The following is an 18,029-nucleotide window of genomic DNA, read 5'->3' as shown; positions in this document are numbered from 1 at the left end:
AATGTTAAATAAAGTATTCACTCCAATAAAAATCGGGACTATGGAAGTAAAAAATAGATTTGTAGTACCACCAATGGTAGTTAATTTTGCAAATGAAGATGGAACAGCTAGTGAGAGGTTTATTGCATATATTGAAGAGAAGGCAAAAGGTGGATGGGGACTTATAATTCCAGAAAATTATACAATGGATCCGGATGCAAGAGGATTTGTAAAGCTTCCAGGATTATGGAATGATGGACAAATTGAAAGCCACAAAGAGTTAACAGAAAGGGTTCATAAACATGGAGCTAAAATTGTAGTTCAAATTAATCATGCTGGAAGACAAACGAGCAGTGCAATAACTGGTGTACAGCCAGTAGCCCCTTCTCCTATAGCAGATCCTACTATAGGAGAAACTCCTAAAGAATTAACTATTAAAGAAATACATGAAATAGTAGAAAAATTTGGAGATGCAGCCTTAAGAGCTAAGAAAGCAGGATTTGATGGGGTAGAGGTTCATGGTTCTCATGGATATCTTATAAATGAATTCATGTCACCATTTTCTAATAAAAGAACAGATGAATATGGTGGAACGATTCAAAACAGAGCAAGATTTGCATTAGAAGTAATTAAGAACATAAAAGAGAAAGTTGTACAAGACTTTCCTATTATATATAGAATGTCAGTAAATGAATTAGTTGAGGGTGGATTAACAACAGAGGACAGTAAGGTTATCGCGATGATGTTAGAAGAAGCAGGAGTAAATGCAATCCATGCTACTAATGGAGTTTATGCAAGTGCTCAATATATTATACCACCAGCAGCAGTAAAACATGGTTGGAGTTCTGATATTTCTGCTGAAATTAAAAAAGTAGTTTCTATACCTGTAATTACTGTTGGAAGAGTAACAGATCCTTTAATAGCAGAATCTATCTTAGTTTCTGGAAAAGCAGATTTAGTATCTATGGGAAGAGCGTCTCTTGCTGACCCACATATGCCAAACAAAGCTAAAGAAGACAGATTTGAAGATATCATTCATTGTATTGGGTGTTTACAAGGATGTGCAGGAAGAAATGTAAAACAATTACCAGTAAAATGTCTTGTAAATCCAATGATAGGTAATGAAAGTGAAATAAAGATTGAAGAAGCAGAAGATAAAAAGAAAGTACTTATTGCTGGAGGTGGTGTAGCAGGAATGGAAGCTGCTATAGCTGCTACAAAGCGTGGGCATGAAGTGCATTTATATGAAAAAAATAATAAATTAGGTGGACAATGGATTTTAGCAGCAATTCCACCATCAAAAGAAGAATTAAATACACTTACTGTATGGCAAAAAACTCAATTGAGAAAATTAGGGGTAAATGTATATTTAAACACTAATTTAACTGAAGAAATAGTAGAAGATATGAAGCCTGATGTAGTTATAGTAGCAACTGGAGCAAAACCATTTGTACCAAATATACCAGGAAAAGATTTAGATAATGTTGTAATAGCTAATGATGTTTTAGCAGGATTAAAAGATACAGGTACAAATGTAGTTGTAATAGGTGGTGGATTAGTTGGAGCAGAAACAGCAGCTCATCTTGCGAACCACAATAAAAAGGTTACAATAGTTGAAATGCTTCCAGAAATAGTTTCAGGCGGAGAACCAGCAGTGAATTATTTCTTATTCAAAGATTTAGAGCAAAATAAGGTACAAATATTAACGAATACTTCAGTAAAAGAAATACTCAATAATTCAGTTGTAACTGCTGACAAAGAAGGTAATGAATCTAAATTGCAAAACATAGATACAGTTGTTATGGCAATTGGTTCTAGACCTGTAAATGAATTAGCTGCAAAATTAGAAGGTAAAGTTGAAAAAGTTATAACCGTTGGAGATGCAGTAAAGGTTAGAAAGGCTTTGGAGGCTGTAGAAGAAGGATTTAGAGCAGGACTTGAAATATAAAAATAAAGATAAGTTCACAGTTGTTTCAAGTTTAAAATAGCTGTGAACTGTCTCTAACTTTAAACATATTAAAAAATTATTTATAAGAGGAGTGTAGAGAAAATGTTGCAAACTGTATCAAAAATCTATGTTAAAGAAGAGCAAATTAATGAATTTGTAGAAGTATTCAAAGGAATGATTGAGCCAACAAAAAAAGAAAAAGGATGCATACAATATGAAATGTATCAAGACGAAGAGAAGCCTTCAACGCTTATAGTTCTTGAACAATGGGAATGTAGAGAAGATTTTGATAATCATATGAAATCTGAGCATTTTGAAAGAATAGCTCCTAAGATGTCTGAATATATGACAAAAGAAACAGAGATAAATCTTTGTTATAAGGTAGCGTAATTAATAATAAAATGTGTATTTGGCAAACAGTTTTCGAATACATTCTAAATATGCAATATAGGTGTTGAATAAATTATCAATATAAATTAGGAGGAATAATAATGGCAAAAATTATTGGCTTTAGTGGAAGTACAGTTAAATCAGGGGTTCTTGAAAAAGCTATGGAACAAGTATTAAAATCTACAGGGCATGAATGGGAATTAGTTAGATTAAATGATATTAATATGAAATATTGTACTGGCTGTGTAGGATGTGGAACCACTAATCGTTGCGTTTTGAAAGATGATATTAATGAAATATTGGACAAGATTTTAGAAGCAGATGCAATTCTTTTGGGGGGAGTTGCTAGATTTGGAAAATTAAATGCGTTAACTAAAGTATTTATTGAAAGACTTTTCCCTTTCGTACATAGATATATGTTAACTAAAGGGAAAATAGCTGCAACAGTGGCAGGAGGCTTTTTTCACCAGGAGGTAGTAAAAGATGAGTTATCATCTATTTTACAAACACTTGGAATGGAAGATGTTGGTTCAATCACAATAGATGGAAATGCTTCTTGTTTTAAATGTGGTTATGGAGAAACTTGTAATTATAGTGCATTCCGTGCAAAATATGGTCAAGATGCGAAAATAACTGATGATGTTTTTTATGTTTTTGACAAAGACGAAAAAGCAGTAGAAAAAGCAACATTATTAGGTAAAAAAATAGCTGAAGCAATCAATCAAAAAGCTAAAAATTTAAAATAATATCAATACATTATAGAAAACAGTTCCCCAAAAACTTGACATCTTAGATGAGTGGTCATATAATTTAATTATGAATAAAAAACTAATTAAAAAAAATCAAATAATAGAAAATTCTATTGATATTATGTATCTAAAAGGATATAACGGAACAAGTGTAAAAGACATCACTGATGCAGCTGGAATTCCAAAGGGGTCATTTTATAATTATTTTGAAGATAAAGAACATTATGCTGTAGATGCTTTATACCATTTTTTTTATGAAATGACTAAAGAAAACTTTGAATTCCTAAAAGACAAAAACTTTAAACCTTTAGATCGAATCAAAAATTTTTACAAAAATTTAATTAATCAGAATGAAGAAGCAGGCTTTAAGCTTGGATGCTTTGTAGGAAATATAACTCAAGAAATGGGGGATATAAGTACCATAATTTCAGAGGCTACAGATGTAATTCATAAAGAAATTGTAAAAAGAATCCATGCTTGTTTAATAGAAGCTTGTGAACTTAATGAATTAAATCCTAAAGTAGATACAGAGAAACTTTCTAATTTTATTGTAAGTAGTTGGCAAGGAACATTGTTAAGAATGAAAGCAAGTAAAAACAGACAAGATTTAGATGATTTTTATGAAGTATTGGCAGAAGTTTTACTAAAGTAAAACTTCTGTTTTAAAGCTAATAATTAAATGACTGGTCATATATAAATTTGTAAATACGGAGGCAACAAAATGAATTTAAATTTAGAACTAAAAAAATTCAATGAAGATTTTCTTAATAAAGCTCCTAAAGATATTATTGATCTTTTAAGAAGTCAAGCAGAAAACCTTGCACAAAAAGGGGTAGAAAAAAAAGCTTTAAAAGTAGGTGATAAAATACCTCACTTTATACTTAGAAATGCTGTTGGAGAAAAGATAGATTCACATGATTTATTGGAAAAAGGTCCATTAGTTATAAGTTTTTATCGTGGTGCATGGTGTCCATATTGTAATCTTGAGTTACACGCATATCAAGAAATACTTCCTGAAATAAAAGCCTTAGGAGCTCAATTAGTAGCTATTTCGCCTGAGTTACCAGATAATTCTATGTCTTTAATAGAGAAATATTTATTAAAATACGAAGTTTTAAGTGATATTGAAAATAAAGTTGCCCAAAAATTTGGTTTGAGTTTTCAGATTGAAGAGGAATTCAAATCACTTTATAAAGGGGTTGGTATTGATTTAGTTGCAACACAGGGTAATGATAATTATGAGCTGCCAATACCTGCAACATATGTAGTTGATACGAATGGAAATATAGTCTTAGATTATGTAAATATTGACTATACTAATAGATTAGAGCCTAAAGAAGTTATAAAATCTCTTGAAAGACTTTAAAAATTAGGATGTTAAAAGCTATTAAGATGTAAAAAACATTTCAATAGCTTTGTTTTTAAGATATACAAAATAAAACATTTGCATCTTCACTTTGAGTTGTATTAATCTTTCCATTTTTGATATAAATCAGGATGTTGTTTTTTTAAAACTTTAAAAAATTTTTTAGAAACCTTTAATTTTCTGAGACCAGAAATCATATGCTTTGGATATTTTTCTTTTCGAAGATAATTATTTTTTAGACCTATTACTTTTAAAGTACCATTCTTATTTATAAAAATATGAGAAATACCTGTATCTAATCTTGTGAAATGGAGAAGCTTAAAATTTTCTATAAGATCAACTAATGAAAGGACAAGACTTTCATCAATACTTTGTTTTTTTATATAATCTATTAGACAGATTCCTGAAATATATTCTCTAATTATATATCCGGCATGATATTCATATACTTTAGGAAAATATTTGTTATTTTGACAGTATCTAAGTATAAGATATTCTCTTCTACATTCATCAAGATTTTTACATATCTTTATTACTTTATAATCTGGTGTTAAATAAATTTTTTCCTTTTTACTGTCATGTAATATTTTACAAGTAGTTAAATTTATTCCGGGAATACTTGTATGTTTCATATTAATACATCATCCTTTATGGAATATTCAACAATAGATAGTTCGTGTAATATATATTTATAAAAAAATCCCGTTTATTATTACAATATTCTTTTTTAGTTAAGTGGTGAAAAAATAAGAATAAGTATTGACAGTTTATAAAATAAAGTTATAATAGAAAATATATATTTGAATCTAATATAAAAGCAAAGAAAAAGAGGAGTAAAGATATAGGAGTATTAAGAGAGGAAAGTTTATTAGCTGAGAGACTTTCTATACAAATTATCTTGAAGGTAGCTTTGGAGCTTCTTTACCGAAATAGTAGTAGGTAAAGACGGTGGTCACATCGTTAATATAAATGAGTGTCTGCATTTTGCAGGAATTAAGGTGGTAACGCGCACTGTCGTCCTTTGGGAGGTCAGTGCTTTTTTTATTTAAAAAAATGACAATTAACAATTGGCAATATAAGAATTTTTAAGTTTTGATTGTCTAGTGTTCATTGTCCATTAATATAATGGGAGGTAATATAAATGGCAGAAGTAAATATCGCAAAAACATATGATCCTAAAGAATTTGAAAACAGACTTTATAAAAATTGGGAAGAAAAGGGGTATTTTACTCCAAAAGTAGATGAAAATAAAAAACCTTATACAATAATGATGCCGCCACCAAATATAACAGGACAGCTTCATTTAGGTCATGCGCTTGATGGAACACTTCAAGACTTTCTTATAAGAACAAAAAGAATGCAGGGCTATAGTACTTTATGGTTACCAGGAGAAGACCATGCAAGTATTGCAACTGAAGTAAAAGTTGAGAAAGAATTATTAAAGCAGAATCTACATAAAAAAGAAATGGGAAGAGAAGCTTTCTTGGAAAAGGTTTGGGAATGGTCTGATACATATAGAGAAAGAATCAAAACTCAGTACAAAAGATTAGGAATTTCAGCGGATTACACTAGAGAAAGATTTACAATGGATGAAGGTTTAAGCAAAGCTGTTAAACAAGTATTTGTTGATCTTTATAATGAAGGGTTAATTTACAGAGGGAATAGAATAGTAAACTGGTGTCCAAAATGTCAAACAGCTATATCTGATGCAGAGATAGAATATGAAGAACAAAATGGACATTTTTGGCACATAAAATATCCAGTAGTAGATAGTGATGAGTATTTAGAAATTGCTACAACTAGACCTGAAACAATGCTTGGAGATACAGCTGTAGCTGTTAATCCAGAGGATGAAAGATATAAGCACTTAATAGGTAAAAAATTAATTTTACCATTAGTAGGAAGAGAAATCCCTGTAATTGCTGATGATTATGTTGGTATAGACTTTGGAACAGGAGCAGTTAAAATAACTCCAGCTCATGACCCTAATGACTACGAAGTAGGTAAGAGACATGATCTTCCAGAAATAGTTGTTATGGATAAAAAAGGTGCTATAGTAGACGGATATGGCGAATATTCAGGTATGGACAGATATGATGCAAGACGTGCTATAGTAAAAGATTTAGAAGAGCAAGGATATCTTGTAAAAATAAAAGAACATGCACATAATGTTGGAACTCACGATAGATGTGGAACTACAATAGAGCCTGTAACATCTAAACAATGGTATGTAAAAATGAAGTCTCTTGCAGAACCAGCTATAAAGGTAGTAAGAGAAGGTCAAATTAAATTTGTACCTGATAGATTCTCAAAAACATATTTTAACTGGATGGAAAATATTCAAGATTGGTGTATTTCAAGACAACTTTGGTGGGGACATAGAGTTCCAGTTTGGTATTGTAAAGATTGTGGAGAATTAATAGTATCTGTAGATGAACCAACAAAATGTACTAAGTGTTCAAGTGCAAACTTAAAACAGGATGAAGATGTTCTTGATACATGGTTTAGTTCTGCATTATGGCCATTCTCAACATTAGGTTATCCTGAAAAAACAGAAGATCTAAAATATTTCTATCCAACAGATACTTTAGTTACAGGATACGATATTATATTCTTTTGGGTAGCTAGAATGATATTCTCAGGACTTCATAGTATGGGAGAGATACCATTCAAAACAGTATTAATTCATGGAATAGTAAGAGATGGTGACGGAAGAAAGATGTCTAAATCTCTTGGAAATGGTGTTGATCCACTTGAAGTTATAGAAAAATATGGTGCAGATGCCTTAAGATTTATGCTTATTACAGGTAATGCTCCAGGAAATGATATTAGATACTATGAAGAAAAGGTAGAAGCAGCTAGAAACTTTGCAAATAAAATATGGAATGCATCAAGATTTGTTATGATGAATTTTGATAAAGAGTTGATGGATAAATATAAAGATTGCAAAGAATATACTATTGCTGATAAATGGATACTATCAAGACTTAATACATTAGTTAATGAAGTAACTGACAATATAGATAAATTTGAAGTAGGAATAGCTTCACAAAAAGTATATGATTTTATGTGGACTGAATTCTGTGATTGGTATATTGAACTTGTAAAACCAGTTTTATATGGAGAAGATGAAAAAGCTAAAGGAATAGTATTAAATGTATTAAATGAAGTATTATCAACAGGACTTAAATTATTACATCCTGCAATGCCATATATTACAGAGGAAATATATACTAACTTACCAAGTACAGATGAATCTATAGTTACATCTAATTGGCCAACATATAGAGCGGAATTAGAAGATAAGCAAGCAGAAGAAAACATGAATTATATAATTGAAGCTATAAAGGCATTAAGAAATGTAAGAGCTGAGATGAATGTTCCGAATTCAAGAAAAGCTAAAGTAACTATTTTCGCTGTAGAAGGTAGAAAAGCTTTTGAAGAAGGAAAGTTATATTTTGAAAAACTAGCTTCAGCATCAGAAGTAGCATTTACCGATTCAAAAGATGAAATACCAGAAAATGCAGTTTCAACAGTTACAAAAGGAGCAGAGATCTATATGCCTCTTTTAGACTTAGTAGATGTAGAAAAAGAGCTTGAAAGATTAAATAAAGAAAAGGAAAAGCTTGAAAAAGAAATTACAAGAGTAGAAAAGAAGCTTTCAAATGAGAAATTTATAAGTAAAGCTCCAGAGGCAGTTGTAAATGAAGAAAGAGAAAAGGGTCAAAAATATAAAGAAATGTATGAAGCTGTTTTAGAAAGAATAAATAATTTAAAATAATTTTAATGAAAGTGCCTGCTAAATAGCAGGTACTTTTTATATAAAAAGTTTGATAAAGATGTTGAATTTTGATAGAATTAATTTTAAACTTTAATCTATATAAAGAAAATTATATTTGAGATTGGAGAGAATGAAATTGAATTATGTACAGGCTAGGCAATATATAGAAGACACAGCTAGATTTAGTATAAAATTGGGGCTTTCAAGAACAGAGAAGATACTTGAATTGTTAGGAGATCCTCATAAAAAGTTAAAATGTATACATATAGCTGGAACTAACGGAAAAGGTTCTACTACTTCAATGATTACTAGTATGCTTAAAGAAGCTGGTTATAATGTTGGAATGTATACTTCTCCATATATTGAGGAATTTGAAGAAAGAATACAGATAAATGGAGTTAATATAGGTAAAAATGAATTAGCAGAAGTTATTACTAGAGTTGCAGAAGTAATAGATAAAGTTAAAGATATGGGGTATGATAATCCTACTCAATTTGAAATAATAACTTGCGCAGGGTTACTATATTTTTACGAAAAAAAAGTTGATTTTGCAGTTATAGAAGTAGGACTTGGAGGAAGATTAGATTCTACGAATGTAATAACTCCTATATTGAGCGTTATTACATCTGTTAGTTATGATCACATGAATATTTTAGGAGAAACATTATCTGAAATAGCATTTGAAAAGGCAGGTATAATCAAGAAAAATACTCCAGTTGTATTGTATCCTCAACAAAAAGAGGTTGAAGACGTAATTGAAAAAGTTTGTAAAGATATGTACTCAAAGCTTATTAAGGTTAAAAAAGATTGTGTAGAGTTTTTTGGATGTACCAGAGGAGAAAATGAGCACCAGGGAAAAAGTCTTCAAAATATAAGTATAAAGGGAGAATATGATACTTATGATATAAGGCTATCTTTATTGGGTAAGCATCAATTATTAAATTGTGCAGTAGCTATACAGGTTGTAGAATTATTAAAAGACCAGGGAATAAGAATAGAGAAAACACATATTATAAAGGCTTTATCCAAAGTTAAATGGATGGGAAGGTTTGAAATAATGAAAAGTCAGCCTACAGTCATAATAGATGGAGCTCATAATGTTGATGGAATATCAAAGTTAAAAGAAAGTGTAGAAACATATACAAAATATGATAGTTTAATTTTAATTTTGGGAATTCTTGCAGATAAGCAGGTATACGATATGGTTAAAACAATTGTACCAATAGCAAAAAAAGTAATATGTGTAACTCCTCATAGTGATAGGGCAGAGTTAGCAGATAAACTTAAATTAGAAGTAGAAAAATGTAATAAAGAATGTGAAGCTGTTGAAAATTATGAAAAAGCGTATAAACTTGGACTGAGTTATTGCAACAAAGAAGATTTATTGTTAATTTCAGGTTCACTATATATGATAGGAGATATGAGAAAAATAATAAAGAAAAATGAGGAGTAGCTAAAAGCTGTTCCTCATTTTTCTTTATTTTAAATTTCCTTAATATTTTTATTTTTTAGGCGTTTAGAAATAAGCCTTTGCAGTGAAATTTTTATAACAGCCATAACAGGTACTCCTAAAAACATTCCGAGAACTCCAAAAAGACCGCCACCAAAAGTTATAGCTAGTATTATCCAAAAAGGGCTTAATCCTACTTTGTCTCCAAGTATTTTAGGACCTAAGTATAACCCATCGAATTGTTGTAGAAATAATATAAAGACAAGTACTTTTAAAGCCTGTATTGGACTATAAAATATAGTTATTATAACAGCTGGTATCATTCCAATAAAAGGACCAAAGTAAGGTATCATATTTGTAATACCAACTATTAAGCTAATAAGTAGAGCGTAAGGTGTTTTTAGCAATGTTAAACCTATAGCGCATAGTAGTCCTATTATTAATGAGTCAATGAACTTACCAATGATGTATTGAGAAAATAATTTATTTACTTCATCTCCAAATATAAGAAAAGCAGTTACAGATTCTTGATCAAAAACAGCATATAAAAATTTTTTTATATTGTTCTTAAAAATTTCTTTGTCTTTTAACATATAAACAGATATTATAAATCCAAAAATCATTTTAAGAAAAGATGAAGTGAAATTAATAGCTTTGGTTAATGCTACATTAACTCCTGTATTTAAAATCGATGTTAATTTATCTGAGGATGTAGTTAAAAAGTTGTTTATTGATTCAACAAGATTGGCGTTATTTGCTAAATTTAGATTTTTTACATTAGTATTAAACCATGATTCTGTTTGCTTAGCAAAGTTTGGAATATTATCCACTAAGTCTCCTATATTCTTAGTTATAGTAGGAGAAATTATAGTTACTGTTAAGGTTATGAAACCTATAAGGATCATATAAACAACTAATATGCTTAATCCTCTTTTTAATTTAAACCTTTTTTCAATATGAATCATTAATGGATTTAGTAAATATGCTGTTCCAAAGGCCCAAAAAAAAGGAGTGAGAATTGACATTAAAAACCAAAAACCTTCTGCCAAGATCTCAATATTATTTATAGCCTTAAAAAGTAAGAAAGAAATTATTAAAATGGGTATTAAATTTAAGTAGGGAATTTTTTTGTTTTTAAACAACATCGAGTCCTCTCTTTCATAAATGGTAATTAGTTAGATTAGATTATATCACTAAATTCCTTATTATTCTAGTATTTTTACCTTCAACATATAATTTTAAAACTATGTATATAAAAAATTTACAGTTTGTATAAATTTATATAGAATTTTATGAACATTAGTTAATAAAATAAAGCGGTATATTATAAGAAATATACCGCTGTAATAATAAGTTTTTATTATTCACTAGCAGCAACAACAACAGCATGAATAAAAATAATAAGGTAAATAACAGCCATATCCATAGCCACAATAGCAGCAGAGTATAATAATTAATACGATTACTGCTAGTAAGCCATCAAAATTATTACTAGGGCAGTATGAGCGACTCATAAATAAGCCTCCCTTCGTGAGGAGTTGATAGAACACGCAGCTTGTCCTATCAATAATAGTATATGTAAATTTCTCGAAAATGTTTTCGTTTTTATAGAGAAAATTTATAAAATTTTATAAAAAAAGAAAAGTGCGTGGCACTTTTCTTTTTTTATTTATTTACAACTAATTCTTCAAGCGCTTTAGAAAGTTGATCTGGACAAGAAGTACACTTATTACCGCAATGTATTCCTTTAAGTCTTTTAACAACCTCTTTTGCTTCCATTCCTTCTACAAGGCTTGATAAGCCCTTTAAGTTTCCATCGCAACCACCAATAAAAGAAACATTTTTAACTTTATTATCTTCTAAATTAAAGTTTATTTCTCTAGAACAAACTCCTTTAGGATTAAAAGTATACATATTATTCATCCTTTCTTTTGTAAAATTTATTTAGCTGTTAAAAATTATAATGTATTATTGTATTTTATTCAAGAAAAGAAAGGTTAGTTTTTTTAAAAACTTTATTTTAATTGTATATTTTATCTCAAATTCTAACTTTATCACATAGTATACTGTGAGGGGGTGAAAATATGAATTGGTTATATGTATGTAATACTTCTTCAGATAACATATCTGTAGTCAATATTGAAAATTTTAAAGAAGAATATAAGATTGCTTTAAACCCATATAATATGGACAGGATAGGTCCTCATGGTATATGTACCTATAGGGAAAAATTACTTGTTGCTAATAACTATAGTAATACTCTTTCAATAATTGATACAGAACTTAATAAAGAGATAGAAAATTATTTTATAGGTATGCATTGTAATGATGCTGCTGTGTATGATGATAAGGCTTATGTTATTTGTGGAGAATCCAATTACATTGTAGTTTTTAATTTAATTACAAACAAGATTGATGAAGAGATCCCCTGCGGCAATTTGCCACATAGCATACAAGTAAACAAACAAAAAAATCTCATGTTAATATCAAATTTTGAAAACGATAGTTTAACTATTGTGGATTTAGAGGATAGAAAAAATATAAAGCATATAAGAGTTGGTGCTTATCCTACAAAGGCATTATTTACCGTTGATGGTGATCATATACTAGTTTGTGAAAGTAATATAGGAGCTGATACAAGAGGAAGTATTAGCATATTATCTTTAAAAACTTGTAAGGTATTAAATAAAATTTTAGTTGGCAAATATCCTGTGGACATGTATGCAGATGCTTTGTATTGTTATGTATCTAATTTTGGTGAAGGTAGTATTAGTATAGCAGATATTAATTTATATAAAGCAATTAAGAAAATAAACATTGGGGGAATGCCTAGAGGCATTATAAAAATGGGAGATTATATTTATGTAGGAGATAACTATAATAATTTGCTTATAAGAGTTGATATAGAAAAAGAAAATAAAAAAGTCATATCCATAGGTGGCGAACCTACGGGAATGACAGTTGGTTAATTATTTATGAGTACTTTAAATAATTCATTATAAAGTTTAGAAGAATTTTTTTTCCACTTTGCACATAAATCTTTTGCTTGCTTATTTGATGCCACATTTAATTTTAAATCAATTAATATAGAATTGTTTTCAACTGCTTTTAAATTAACAATATAATTATTTCCTTCAATTGTATAGTCAGCAGATATGGCAATTTCCTTTTTTATACTTTCCATTTGTTTTTTTAGATAACAATCTATTGCTTTAATTTTAACTTCAGATATTCTATTTCTAAATAATGATAAGACCTTCAACCCTTTATTAGAAACAATAATTCTATGTTTACCTTCTTGTTCTATGTAATTTATGAAATTCGCATTTGCGAGTTCCGTTAGATATTGTTGGAGAGTGAAGTAGTTAATAAAATTATTCTCTAATATAATTTCGGTAACTTTATTATTTGAAATAGGAAGTTTAATTTTGTCCAATAAATAAAGCAAAAGAAGCTTATCTTCGGCTAATTCTGAGGTATTGCTATACATTACCTTCACTCCTTTAAACAGATTACATAGAATATTATATCATAAAAAGCACCGAAATGAATCGGTGCTTAAAATTTTTAAGCTTTTTTTCCATTTAAAAGTTCTTCTTCAGCTAAATTTACCAGTCTCTTAACCATTGTGCCTCCAACTCTACCACAATTTTTAGAAGAAATATCGCCCCAATAGTCTTCTGAACCTTCGTGAACTCCTAAGTTTAATTCTTCAGCTATTTCATATTTCATATGATCTAGTATTTTATGACAGTCAGGTACTACTTGTGTGCGACCACTGCCAGATTGTCCTAAAGCCATTAATTAATCCTCCTTTATGTATTATTTGTATTAATAGTTTGTCTTAGGAAACAAGCTTTATACTAGAGTTATATAGGTAAATTAGCAGATTCTTGGGAAAAATACTAAATCTATATTTTGGTAATATTTAAAGGGAAAAATATATATAAATTCAATAGAGTAATTAATATTTAGGAGGATTTATGAAAATACTAGTAATATCTAGAAGGACTAAAGTTAAAAACATTTTATTAGTACTTATAATGCTTATTGCAGTTGGACTCATTGCTACTATGTTTAATTATAGAAGTGGAGGAGTATTTACAAAAGAAAAAAAATTACCCATATATTGTGTAGACACAAAGGAGAAAAAAGTAGCAATTTCTTTTGATGCTAGTTGGGGAGCTAACAATACAATTAAAATATTAGATATTTTAGATAAATATAATGTAAAAGCTACTTTTTTCTTAGTAGGAAGATGGAGTGATGAATTTCCAAAAGAAACAAAAGAAATATATATAAGAGGACATGAAATTGGTAATCATTCAGATACCCATCCAGATATGACTACATTGTCAAATGATAAAATAATAAAGGAGATATCTGCTACAGATGCAAAATTAATGCAACTTATAGGCACGGATACAAAGTTATTTAGGTTTCCATCAGGTTCCTATAATGATAAAAGTGTGGAGGCTGCAGAAAGCACAAATCATTACTGTGTACAATGGGATGTAGATAGTATTGATTGGAAAGAACAAGGGGCTGAAAGTGAATATATAAGGGTAATAAACAAGGTGAAGCCAGGTTCTATAATTTTATTTCACAATACCGCCAAATATACACCTGAAAATTTGCCTAAGATAATAGAAGAGTTAAAATCTCAAGGATATGAGTTTGTGAAAATATCTGATTTGATTTATAAAGATAATTATCATATAGATTATACAGGAAGACAAATATTAAATAATTAAAAAAGTTATTGAAATTTAACGCATAATTGTATTATAATGGAAACAACACCAATTTAATTTTTGGAATTTTTGTAATTAATATTGTTTAAGCTAGCTTACTCATAAAATCTCACTATATGTTTAAACTATGTTTAAGAAATTACACAAAATATTCTAAAGGTGGAGTTGGTTAAATGAAAACAATAGCATTTGTTGGACAAAACAATGATAAGGTTTTTAAATCCAACGTATTAGGTTTTATTGAAGCTTTAGGAATTAAATATAGAGATATTAGTAAAGATATACCGTATAATGAAAAATATAGTGATTATATTATTATGAATTCATGCATTAACATATCAGCAGTAACACTAAACTGTGGGTATTGTTTAGCTAATATGGATACTTTACTTGGAAATAAGATTAGTATAAATGGAAATTTAATTACTTATGGCTTTGGAAGTAAGAATACTGTAACTATTTCAAGTGTTAAGGATGAAAACGATGGATTTGTTTATTGTCTTCAGAGATATATACACATTAATGACTTACAAGGAGTAGAACCACAAGAAATACCTATAGAAATAGAATTTGAAGAAGAAGAGGAATTATATTCATATATGGTAGCTATAACAATATCTTTGATAGAAGGTATAAATAATAAAAAGAGGATAGAAAAAAAGTTAAATAATGAATTTTCATATAAATAATTTTAAGATATTTGTAATATTTTATAAAATATATGAATATTTATATTTCAGTAAGATAAATAATAAAAAGAAAACTAAGGGAGAGAGGGGTTATAATGGACAATTTAATGTTAAACAACAAGATTTATTTAGAAGGTATTTGTGTATCAGGGCTAGAATTTAGTCATGAGATGTATGGTGAAGGATTTTATATGTTTAAAATTTCGGTTCATAGACTTAGTGATGCAAGGGATGTTTTGCCGATAACTGTTTCAGAAAGATTACTCACTGAAATAGATATAAAGGTAGGAGCTGAATTAGTTATTGAAGGGCAACTAAGATCATATAATAAATTTATAGATGGCTCAAATAGATTAATACTTACTGTATTTGCAAGGGATATTCAACCTTGTATAGAAAAAAGTAAAAATCCAAATCAAATATTTTTAAACGGTTACATTTGTAAGGAACCTGTTTATAGAACTACTCCGTTTGGAAGAGAAATATCGGACATATTACTTGCAGTAAATAGACCATACAATAAATCAGATTATATACCTACAATATCATGGGGAAGAAATTCAAGATTTTGTAAAACCCTAAAGGTAGGAGATAATATAAAAGTTTGGGGAAGACTTCAAAGTAGACAATATCAAAAAAAGATAGGTGAAGATGAAGCTATAACTAAAACAGCGTATGAAGTTTCTATTTCAAAATTAGAACGTGCTAATGATATGGAAGAAAATATAGAAGAGCAAGATAGCTGCAAAGATATTGCTGAATAATAAAAAAAAGTACTTAGTTTACCACTAAGTACTTTTTTTATTTTATTTTCTTAAGTCATCCATTAATTGTGTTTTTTCTTTAGTTTTAAGGTCTACATGTTTTATTATTTTTGCTGGACTTCCTGCAACAACCACATTCTCAGCAACATCTTCTACAACCACAGAACCAGCAGCAACTACAGAGTTATTGCCAATTTTAACTCCTTCTAAGATAACCGCATTAGCACCAATCAATACATTGTCTCCAATTTCACAAGGAGATTTGCTTGGTGGTTCTAGTACACCTGCAACAACTGCACCTGCTCCAAGATGGACATTTTTTCCAAGCTTTGCACGAGCTCCAAGTACTGCATTCATATCAACCATAGTTCCTTCGCCAATTTCGCATCCAATGTTTATTACAGCACCCATCATAATAACTGCATTTTTACCTATTGCAACTCTATCTCTTATAATTGCACCAGGTTCTATTCTAGCTTCTATATTTTTCATATCTAATAGAGGAATTGCAGAATTCCTTCTGTCATTTTCTAGTCGATATTTTTTTATTTTGTCCTTATTTTCAATAAGAAAATCAGATATTTCAGAACTTTCACCAAATAGGACATAAAAGTTTTTTTCACCAAAGTATTCTATGCCTTGAAAATTGCAACCTTCAAGATTGCCGTCAACATATACCTTTAATGGAGTAGATTTTTCAGCTTCCTTTATGTATCTTGCTATTTCATATGGATTAGTAAAATCGTAATTCATAGTTCAAACCTCCTGTACAATAATTAAATATAATCATTATTATAATAAATATTATTACTAATTGAAAGTAAAAATATGTAAATAACAGAAAAATATATTGTAGATATTCAATTATATATATAATTTAGTGTTTTAACTAGACATATAGGAGTGAAGTAGAGTAAAATTTAAAATAAAAATAATTTATGAGGGGCGATACATGTGAATAACATAATTTCTAAAAATGTACAAGATATACAGATTTCTGGTATAAGAAAGTTCTTTAATAAAGTTGCCAAGGTTGATGGGGCTGTATCTCTTACTTTAGGGCAACCAGACTTTAGTGTTCCAGAAAAAATAAAGAAAGCCATGATAAAAGCTATAGAAGAAAATAAAACTACATATACATCAAATGCTGGTATTGAGGAACTTAGAGGCGAGATATCAAATTATTTGAAAAAATATTTTAATATTTATTATGATAAAGAAGAAATATGTTTAACTATAGGGGGAAGTCAAGGGTTATTGTCTACTTTTACAGCACTTATAAATAGTGGAGATAAAGTATTAATACCTACACCTGCTTATCCAGCTTATGAAAGCTGCGTGAAACTTTTAGGTGGTAAAGTGTTAAACTATTATCTGAAAGAAGATTTTTCTATTGATTTTGATAGACTTGAAGAAATTATTTTAAAAGAAAAACCTAAAGTTATGGTTTTATCATATCCATCTAATCCTACAGGGGCAATATTAAGCAAAGAAGATAGAGATAAATTATATAAATTAATAAAAGATAATGATACTATTGTTGTATCTGATGAAATATATAGTTCTTTAACTTTTGAAGATGAATATTTCTCAATTGTTCAGTATGAAGATATTAAAGAGAAGGTTGTACTTGTAAGTGGTTTTTCAAAAATGTTTTCTATGACAGGATTAAGGTTAGGATATGTCTGTGCATGTGAAAGGTTAATGGGAAGCATTATAAAGGTTCACCAATATAATGTATCCTGTGCTCCGTCTATTGTACAGTGGGGAGCCTATGAAGGAATAAAAAATTGTTTAAGTGATGTTGAGTACATGAAAAATGAATTTATAAACAGAAGGGATTATTTATATGAAAGATTAACAGCTTTAGGATTTGAAGTTAATCTTCCTATGGGAGCATTTTATATGTTTCCAAGCATTAAGGGATTTAATATGAGTAGTGATGAATTTTGTGAGAGAGCTTTACAAGAAGCAAAGGTGGCTATGGTTCCTGGTTCTGCTTTTGGTAATGGAGGAGAAGGATATATTCGTATATCATATTCCTATAGTATGGAAGAACTACAGGAAGCACTTAATAGATTGGAAAAATGGATGTCTAAAGAAAAAATAGGATAAAGGGTGTAAAGAAAAAGAGTATCAATTTATGGACAAAATTGATA

18 protein-coding genes and 1 other annotated feature are annotated in these 18,029 nt (G+C 29.2%); of the genes, 12 read left to right on the top strand and 6 right to left on the bottom strand.

The window, feature by feature from the left end; translation table 11 throughout:
* The first annotated feature begins 1 nt into the window (after nucleotide 1).
* The 5 genes from OXH55_RS08125 (at nucleotide 2) to OXH55_RS08105 (ending at nucleotide 4,432) form a co-directional block, all read left to right on the top strand.
* Complete coding sequence (locus OXH55_RS08125) at nucleotides 2-1,927, top strand: oxidoreductase (protein WP_268049325.1); 1,926 nt, start codon at nucleotides 2-4, stop codon at nucleotides 1,925-1,927.
* A 102-nt stretch (nucleotides 1,928-2,029) separates the two neighbouring features.
* Complete coding sequence (locus OXH55_RS08120) at nucleotides 2,030-2,317, top strand: putative quinol monooxygenase (RefSeq protein ID WP_268049323.1); 288 nt, start codon at nucleotides 2,030-2,032, stop codon at nucleotides 2,315-2,317.
* A 101-nt stretch (nucleotides 2,318-2,418) separates the two neighbouring features.
* Nucleotides 2,419-3,063, top strand: coding sequence for a flavodoxin family protein (locus tag OXH55_RS08115; RefSeq protein ID WP_268049321.1), 645 nt, complete (start codon nucleotides 2,419-2,421; stop codon nucleotides 3,061-3,063).
* A gap of 70 nt (nucleotides 3,064-3,133) precedes the next feature.
* The gene (locus OXH55_RS08110) at nucleotides 3,134-3,718 is read left to right on the top strand and encodes a TetR/AcrR family transcriptional regulator (protein ID WP_268049320.1); all 585 of its coding nucleotides are present in this window, start codon (nucleotides 3,134-3,136) and stop codon (nucleotides 3,716-3,718) included.
* A gap of 69 nt (nucleotides 3,719-3,787) precedes the next feature.
* The gene (locus OXH55_RS08105) at nucleotides 3,788-4,432 is read left to right on the top strand and encodes a peroxiredoxin-like family protein (protein ID WP_268049319.1); all 645 of its coding nucleotides are present in this window, start codon (nucleotides 3,788-3,790) and stop codon (nucleotides 4,430-4,432) included.
* Between the two features lie 101 nt (nucleotides 4,433-4,533).
* Here OXH55_RS08105 and OXH55_RS08100 read toward each other — a convergent pair whose 3' ends face one another.
* Nucleotides 4,534-5,064: a serine/threonine protein kinase gene (locus OXH55_RS08100; protein WP_268049318.1), complete on the bottom strand. Its 531-nt coding sequence runs from the start codon at nucleotides 5,062-5,064 to the stop codon at nucleotides 4,534-4,536.
* 179 nt (nucleotides 5,065-5,243) lie between these two features.
* Nucleotides 5,244-5,457 (top strand) — a binding site (T-box leader).
* 116 nt (nucleotides 5,458-5,573) lie between these two features.
* Here OXH55_RS08100 and OXH55_RS08095 point away from each other — a divergent pair.
* On the top strand, nucleotides 5,574-8,213 hold the full coding sequence (locus tag OXH55_RS08095; RefSeq protein ID WP_268049317.1) for a valine--tRNA ligase: 2,640 nt from the start codon (nucleotides 5,574-5,576) through the stop codon (nucleotides 8,211-8,213).
* Nucleotides 8,214-8,349: 136 nt separating this feature from the next.
* Nucleotides 8,350-9,666, top strand: coding sequence for a bifunctional folylpolyglutamate synthase/dihydrofolate synthase (locus tag OXH55_RS08090; protein WP_268049316.1), 1,317 nt, complete (start codon nucleotides 8,350-8,352; stop codon nucleotides 9,664-9,666).
* Between the two features lie 29 nt (nucleotides 9,667-9,695).
* On the opposite strand, the gene OXH55_RS08085 is transcribed toward OXH55_RS08090, so the two are convergent.
* Nucleotides 9,696-10,805: an AI-2E family transporter gene (locus OXH55_RS08085; protein ID WP_268049315.1), complete on the bottom strand. Its 1,110-nt coding sequence runs from the start codon at nucleotides 10,803-10,805 to the stop codon at nucleotides 9,696-9,698.
* A 523-nt stretch (nucleotides 10,806-11,328) separates the two neighbouring features.
* Nucleotides 11,329-11,577, bottom strand: coding sequence for a TIGR03905 family TSCPD domain-containing protein (locus tag OXH55_RS08080; protein WP_268049314.1), 249 nt, complete (start codon nucleotides 11,575-11,577; stop codon nucleotides 11,329-11,331).
* 170 nt (nucleotides 11,578-11,747) lie between these two features.
* On the opposite strand from OXH55_RS08080, the gene OXH55_RS08075 reads away from it, so the two are divergent.
* A complete protein-coding gene (locus tag OXH55_RS08075; RefSeq protein WP_268049313.1) occupies nucleotides 11,748-12,632 on the top strand; it encodes a YncE family protein in 885 nt (294 codons plus the stop codon).
* On the opposite strand, the gene OXH55_RS08070 is transcribed toward OXH55_RS08075, so the two are convergent.
* Both OXH55_RS08070 and OXH55_RS08065 read right to left on the bottom strand, forming a co-directional pair.
* Nucleotides 12,629-13,153 (bottom strand): DUF4364 family protein, encoded by a 525-nt coding sequence (locus OXH55_RS08070; RefSeq protein WP_268049312.1) that lies wholly within the window; start codon nucleotides 13,151-13,153, stop codon nucleotides 12,629-12,631. The genes OXH55_RS08075 and OXH55_RS08070 overlap by 4 nt on opposite strands.
* A 77-nt stretch (nucleotides 13,154-13,230) precedes the next feature.
* Entirely contained in the window at nucleotides 13,231-13,464 is a 234-nt protein-coding gene (locus OXH55_RS08065; protein WP_268049311.1) for an alpha/beta-type small acid-soluble spore protein, read from the bottom strand.
* A gap of 182 nt (nucleotides 13,465-13,646) precedes the next feature.
* Here OXH55_RS08065 and pdaB point away from each other — a divergent pair, with 182 nt between their 5' ends.
* From pdaB to OXH55_RS08050, 3 genes are all read left to right on the top strand, one after another.
* Nucleotides 13,647-14,417 (top strand): polysaccharide deacetylase family sporulation protein PdaB, encoded by a 771-nt coding sequence (gene pdaB / locus OXH55_RS08060; protein ID WP_268049310.1) that lies wholly within the window; start codon nucleotides 13,647-13,649, stop codon nucleotides 14,415-14,417.
* 173 nt (nucleotides 14,418-14,590) lie between these two features.
* On the top strand, nucleotides 14,591-15,106 hold the full coding sequence (locus OXH55_RS08055; protein WP_268049309.1) for a hypothetical protein: 516 nt from the start codon (nucleotides 14,591-14,593) through the stop codon (nucleotides 15,104-15,106).
* Nucleotides 15,107-15,201: 95 nt separating this feature from the next.
* The gene (locus tag OXH55_RS08050; protein ID WP_268049308.1) at nucleotides 15,202-15,870 is read left to right on the top strand and encodes a single-stranded DNA-binding protein; all 669 of its coding nucleotides are present in this window, start codon (nucleotides 15,202-15,204) and stop codon (nucleotides 15,868-15,870) included.
* Between the two features lie 42 nt (nucleotides 15,871-15,912).
* Here the strand turns inward: OXH55_RS08050 and dapD are convergent, their stop codons facing one another.
* Nucleotides 15,913-16,623 carry a 2,3,4,5-tetrahydropyridine-2,6-dicarboxylate N-acetyltransferase gene (dapD, locus tag OXH55_RS08045; RefSeq protein ID WP_268049307.1) on the bottom strand — a complete coding sequence of 237 codons (711 nt, stop codon included), beginning with the start codon at nucleotides 16,621-16,623 and terminating at the stop codon, nucleotides 15,913-15,915.
* Nucleotides 16,624-16,824: 201 nt separating this feature from the next.
* Between dapD and OXH55_RS08040 the strand changes: the two genes are divergently transcribed.
* Nucleotides 16,825-17,985, top strand: a complete 1,161-nt coding sequence (locus OXH55_RS08040) for a pyridoxal phosphate-dependent aminotransferase (RefSeq protein ID WP_268049306.1) — start codon at nucleotides 16,825-16,827, stop codon at nucleotides 17,983-17,985.
* Nucleotides 17,986-18,029: the final 44 nt, after the last annotated feature.

The sequence above is a fragment of the Clostridium ganghwense genome, assembly GCF_026735165.1.
GTDB lineage: Bacteria > Bacillota > Clostridia > Clostridiales > Clostridiaceae > Clostridium_H > Clostridium_H ganghwense.
This window is presented reverse-complemented; position numbering and strand designations above follow the sequence as displayed.